Source organism: Bradyrhizobium sp. (assembly GCF_019244115.1).
GTDB lineage: Bacteria > Pseudomonadota > Alphaproteobacteria > Rhizobiales > Xanthobacteraceae > Bradyrhizobium.
Genome location: NZ_JAFATE010000213.1, coordinates 1 through 3,567, shown reverse-complemented (window position 1 = coordinate 3,567; position 3,567 = coordinate 1). Strand labels below are relative to the sequence as shown.

The window sequence follows — 3,567 nt, the reverse complement described above, 5'->3', positions numbered from 1 at the left end:
CGAAGCGCCGCCCGAGGCCAGGCTCCAGCGGGCAATCCAGTATTCCAGAGACAGCAGTGTTTGAGCCGATGAGCCGCGGCGTACTGGATCGCCCGGTCAAGGCCGGGCGATGACACCGAAACAAGTATCAAAGCGTCATTGCGAGCGAAGCGAAGCAATCCAGAGTTTTTCCGCGGCGGCAGTCTGGATTGCTTCGGCGCTGACGCGCCTCGCAATGACGGACTCCTTGGAGCTACGCCGCTTTCGCAGCCGCGCCGTGCGCGTGTTTGTCGATCGCGTCGATGATATCAGGCCACATCCGGAGCGGCAGCGCGTGACCCATGCCTTCGATCATCATCAGTTTTGCATTGGGGATCGAGGCCGCGGTGTCCCTGCCGCCGGCAGGATTCACCAGCGGATCGACCGTGCCGTGAATGACGAGCGTCGGCGCCTTGACGCCATGCAGCCGCTGCTTGCGGCTGCCGGAGGCGAGGATGGCGCGGAGCTGGCGGCCGACGCCGGCAGGGTTCAAGCCGCGCAAAAAGGTGCGTTCGGCACGCGCGCGGTCGAGCGCCTCGTCCTCGGGAAAGCTGCCGACGCGCAGCATTTTCCAGGTTTTTGCGAACCGCTCGATATACTCCTCTTTGGTCTTCGGCGGCGGCGCCATCAAGAGCGCCGCGGCCTCGCGCGTCGGACCGGGCAGGCGGGGATCGCCGGTCGTCGACATGATCGAGGTCAGCGAGCGCACCCGCTCCGGAAAGGTGATGGCGATCTCCTGGGCGATCATGCCGCCCATCGATGCCCCCACCAGGTGCGCCGAGCGGATGCCGAGCGTGTCCATCAACGCGATCGTATCTTGCGCCATGTCGGAGAGCTTGTAGGGCGCCTCGACGGGAATTTTGAACAGCCGCAGCTTGAGCAGCTCGAACGGCGTCAGGCGCTTGCCGCCGTGCATCTTGCTGGATTGCCCGATGTCGCGGTTGTCGAAGCGGATGACGCGAAAGCCGCGCGCGGCAAGTTTTTGGCAGAACGCATCGTCCCAGATCACCATCTGGGCGCCGAGCCCCATGATCAAAAACATCGGCTCGGCGTTGCCATCGCCAAAAATCTCGTAGCAGATGTCGATACCGTTGGCGCGCGCCAGTTGTGGCGGCTGATGAACTGTCGAGGACACGCCAGGCATTCCCTTCACTGTTGTGGCAAGGTGAATGTATGGCACGGTTTGGCGCCGCTTAGAAGATTTTCCGACGCGTCCGCCCCAAGGGGCGTGTTGACCGGCGCGCCGCGGCGGTGTCGTATGGCCGGAACGACAAGGCAAGACAGCCGCAGAGGTCACGGAGGGAATCGAATGGCCGACAAAGGCAACGACCCGTTTGCCGTCTGGCAGACCATGCTCGGCGAGATGGAAAAGGGTTTTAACGCCTTCGCCAACAAGGCGATGACCTCGCCTGAGTTTTCAAAAACCATGAATCAGGCTGGTGGCGCGACCGCGGGCGCGCAAAAACAGTTTTTCGAGATGATGGAGAAATATCTGGTCGGCATGAACATGCCGAGCCGGGCCCAGATGGTCGACATGGCGGCGCGGCTCCAGTCGATCGAGGCGCAGCTTGCCGAGATCAAGGCGCTGCTCGTGCAGGGGCGGGGCAGCCCTGGCGCCCAGGCGACAGGGCCGGCCACGCCGCGGCCGCCGCGCACCAAACGTCCGCCGGAGTCTTCCGGAGCGCAGAAATGAACGCGGCGACGGGACTGGCCCTCGCATCGATCCCGGAGCGCATCCAGCAAGAAGTGCAGCGCGCGATCCTGCGCAGCATCAAGGGCGTCGAATATTTCACGACCTCCGGCCCCTCGCTCGGCGTGACGCCCAAGGACCTCTTGAGCGCCCGCGGCACCATGAACCTCTATCATTATCGTCCGCTTGCGGACGAGGTCTACCGCGTGCCGATCCTGATCGTTATGGCGACCACCAATCGCGGCTATATCCTCGACATGGTGCCCGGCCAGAGCTTTATCGAATTCCTGCTGCGCCAGGGCTACGACGTCTACATGCTGGACTGGACCGCGCCGCGGCCGGAGGAGAAGTCGCTACGGATGGAGGACTACGTCCTCGATTTCATCCCATATTGCATCCGCCGCGTGCAGGAGGATTCCGGCGAGAGCGACGTCAGCGTGATCGGCTACTGCTTTGGCGGCGTGCTGTCGCTGCTTTACGGTTCGATCTTTCACGATGGGCCGATGAAGAACCTGATCTGCTTCACGACGCCGATCGATTTTCGCAAGATGGAGCTGTTTTCGAATTTTTCCGACCGCCGCTATTTCGACGTCGACGGCCTGGTCGATGCGGTCGGCAACGTGCCGCCGGAGATGATCCTGTCCTCGTTCGAGATGCTGCGGCCGGCCTCGCGCGCGATCAGCCAGGTGCAGCTCTGGGACAACATCTGGAACGACGAATACGTCAAATCCTACCGCATGTTCGACCGCTGGGCGACCGACACGCTGCCGCTCGCCGGCGAATATTTTCGCACCATCACCAAGGACCTGATGTGGGACAACAAGCTGTTTGGCGGCACGATGTCGGTCGGCGGCCACGCCTGCGACCTTGCGAGCATCAGGGTGCCGATCCTGCATGCGGTCGCCGAGCACGATCACATCGTGCCCTATGATGCCGCAAAGCATCTCATTCCGATGGTCGGCTCGGCCGACAAGGAAGAGGTCATCCTGAAAGGTGGTCACGTCTCTCTGGTCGCCGGCGCCAATGCGGTTCGGCGGCTGTGGCCGAAACTGGATTCCTGGCTAGCCGGACGATCGACATGAGCGACGCGCGTTCCTATCCCCGCCACGTCACCATTGAGGGCGACGACATCGAATTCCGTCTCATGTCCCGCGCGGACGAGGCCGCCGTGCTCGCCTTTGCGCGGCATCTGCCGACCCACGATCTCCTGTTCCTGCCCCGCAACATCAGCGAGCCGAAGGTGCTCACAGCGTGGATCAACGAGATCGAGCGCGGCGCGATCTCAAGTCTGCTTGCAGTGAAAGCTGGGCGGGTGGTCGGCTGCGGCACGCTGGTGCGCGATCCGCATTCCTGGTCGCCCCATGTCGGCGAGCTCCGCATGGTGGTGTCCCCGGAGGTACGCGGGCAGGGGGTCGGGCGGGCGCTGTCGCAGGAGACGTTTGCGCTCGCACTCGATGCGGGCCTGGAAAAGCTCACCGTGCAGATGACGGTCGACCAGCGTGCGGCCATCGTCCTGTTCGAGAGCCTGGGTTTTCGCGCCGAGGGCCTGCTGCGCGACCAGGTTCGCGACATCGATGGCAAAAAGCACGACATCGTGGTGTTCGGGCACGACGTCGCGCAGGTCCGAGCCCAATTAGAGGCCTATGGGGTTCCCGGCGCGGTGCAATAGCCCGGTAAATCAGCAACTGACCTGTTTTTAACCATTCACGTTCTCGTGATTTCGCATCGCAACATTCGTGTTGCGATGCACCATTAACGATGCCATATAAACCGTGCCCCGGGCCAAGTCGGACGGGGTGAGCCCATAGCTCCAAAACGAGGATGGAGAGACCCCCAATGACCACCGAAACCCAAAACGT

Annotated in this window: 4 protein-coding genes; 3 read left to right on the top strand and 1 reads right to left on the bottom strand. The window is 62.8% G+C overall.

Annotated elements, in window-relative coordinates; genetic code table 11:
* Positions 1 to 232 precede the first annotated feature (232 nt).
* Positions 233 to 1,162, bottom strand: a complete 930-nt coding sequence (locus tag JOZ76_RS09490) for an alpha/beta fold hydrolase (RefSeq protein ID WP_291698369.1) — start codon at positions 1,160 to 1,162, stop codon at positions 233 to 235.
* Between the two features lie 165 nt (positions 1,163 to 1,327).
* Here JOZ76_RS09490 and JOZ76_RS09485 point away from each other — a divergent pair, with 165 nt between their 5' ends.
* From JOZ76_RS09485 to JOZ76_RS09475, 3 genes are read left to right on the top strand one after another with little or no spacing between them, the layout of a single operon-like run.
* Positions 1,328 to 1,711, top strand: coding sequence for a hypothetical protein (locus JOZ76_RS09485; protein ID WP_291698368.1), 384 nt, complete (start codon positions 1,328 to 1,330; stop codon positions 1,709 to 1,711).
* Positions 1,708 to 2,790: an alpha/beta fold hydrolase gene (locus JOZ76_RS09480; RefSeq protein WP_291698367.1), complete on the top strand. Its 1,083-nt coding sequence runs from the start codon at positions 1,708 to 1,710 to the stop codon at positions 2,788 to 2,790. Before JOZ76_RS09485 ends, JOZ76_RS09480 begins: the two co-directional genes overlap by 4 nt.
* Positions 2,787 to 3,377: a GNAT family N-acetyltransferase gene (locus tag JOZ76_RS09475; RefSeq protein ID WP_291698366.1), complete on the top strand. Its 591-nt coding sequence runs from the start codon at positions 2,787 to 2,789 to the stop codon at positions 3,375 to 3,377. Before JOZ76_RS09480 ends, JOZ76_RS09475 begins: the two co-directional genes overlap by 4 nt.
* Positions 3,378 to 3,567: the final 190 nt, after the last annotated feature.

Coding starts and splice junctions, on each gene's coding strand:
- JOZ76_RS09490 (WP_291698369.1), bottom strand. CDS start 1,162: ATGCCTGGCGTGTCCTCGACAGTTCATCAGCCGCCACAACTGGCGCGC.
- JOZ76_RS09480 (WP_291698367.1), top strand. CDS start 1,708: ATGAACGCGGCGACGGGACTGGCCCTCGCATCGATCCCGGAGCGCATC.
- JOZ76_RS09475 (WP_291698366.1), top strand. CDS start 2,787: ATGAGCGACGCGCGTTCCTATCCCCGCCACGTCACCATTGAGGGCGAC.
- JOZ76_RS09485 (WP_291698368.1), top strand. CDS start 1,328: ATGGCCGACAAAGGCAACGACCCGTTTGCCGTCTGGCAGACCATGCTC.